Origin of the sequence: Paenibacillus sp. EKM301P, assembly GCF_011800295.1 — a bacterium.
GTDB lineage: Bacteria > Bacillota > Bacilli > Paenibacillales > Paenibacillaceae > Paenibacillus > Paenibacillus polymyxa.
In genome coordinates this window covers 1-1418 of the sequence record NZ_JAALFM010000047.1, presented here as the reverse complement: position 1 = coordinate 1418, position 1418 = coordinate 1, and the positions used below count along the sequence as shown (strand labels likewise).

1 protein-coding gene is annotated in these 1418 nt (G+C 53.6%); it reads left to right on the top strand.

The window, feature by feature from the left end; all coding sequences use genetic code 11:
* Positions 1 to 1418: AMP-binding protein (locus tag HFD99_RS24740; RefSeq protein ID WP_167441046.1), on the top strand; the 1418-nt coding region annotated here is incomplete at both ends.

Here is a 1418-nt window from a genome sequence, read left to right as displayed (position 1 = left end):
TGTCCGAAAGACGACCGGATTGATTTTAGCCGTCTCCACGGATGGATTCGTGATTATCAAATTACGGTGTTCGAATCCACACCGGCTTTGATCGTACCATTTATGCAGCATGTGCATGAACACGCACTAGACATGAGTAGTTTAGAGCTGCTCATCACGAGCTCGGATAGCTGCAGTGTGACGGATTATCGGGTGCTGCAAGAACGGTTTGGCACGGAGATCCGCATCATCAACAGCTACGGTGTTACGGAAGCGGCGATTGACTCCAGCTTCTACGACGAAGAACTGTTGAAGCTGCCAAGCAGCGGCCATGTGCCGATTGGTCAGGCGTGGCTGAACGCACGCTTCTACATTGTGGACAGCCAGCTGAATCCAGTCCCGATCGGCCTACTGGGCGAGCTGTGCATTGGCGGTGCTGGTGTGGCACGGGGGTACCTGAACCGTACGGACCTGACGGCGGAGAAATTCGTAGCGAACCCGTACGTGCCGGGTGAACGACTGTATCGTACCGGCGACTTGGCGCGGTGGATGCCAGACGGCCATGTGGACTTTATTGGCCGGATGGATGATCAGGTCAAAATCCGGGGCTTCCGGATTGAACTGGGCGAGGTGGAAGCGCAGCTGCTGACTGTGGCTGGCATTGAGAAAGCGATCGTCACCGCCTGGGAAAACGAAGACGGAGACAAGGATCTGTGCGCGTATGTTGTAGCCTCGGAGGCGCTGAATTTGGCTGAGCTACGCAGCACACTGCAGCCTAAACTGCCGGGCTATATGATCCCGACGTATGTCGTACCCCTGGATCGTTTCCCGCTGACACCGAATGGGAAAATCGACCGCAAAGCGTTGCCAGCACCGGAAGCGCGCCTCGAAGGAGGCACGCAGTACGTTGCGCCGCGCACAGAGCTGGAAGAGCAGCTGGTCCGTATTTGGCAAAGCGTTCTGAATCATCAGCAAATAGGCATCCAGGATAACTTCTTTGAAGTGGGAGGACATTCGCTGCGCGCTACTACACTGATGGCGAAAATTCATCAGGAGCTGAATCACAAGCTGGCCTTGCGAGATATTTTCCAATATCCAACAATTGAGCAATTGGTACAGGTGATGGGTGAAGATCAGACCCAGCAAACGTATGTATCCATACCTGTTGCAGAGGAGCGCGAATATTACCCCGTTTCCTCGGCACAAAAACGGATGTACGTTCTGAGTCACCTGGAAGGTGGAGAGGTTAGCTACAACATGCCAGGAGCTTTGATTATCGAAGGTTCCTTGGATAAAAAAAGACTGGAACAAGCCTTCCGCCAACTGATTGCCCGTCATGAAGCCCTCCGAACCCGATTCGATATGGTGGATGGTGAGGTGATTCAGCGGATTGAATCCAGCGCTCCATTCAGCGTGGAATATGTGCAAGCAAGTGAAGA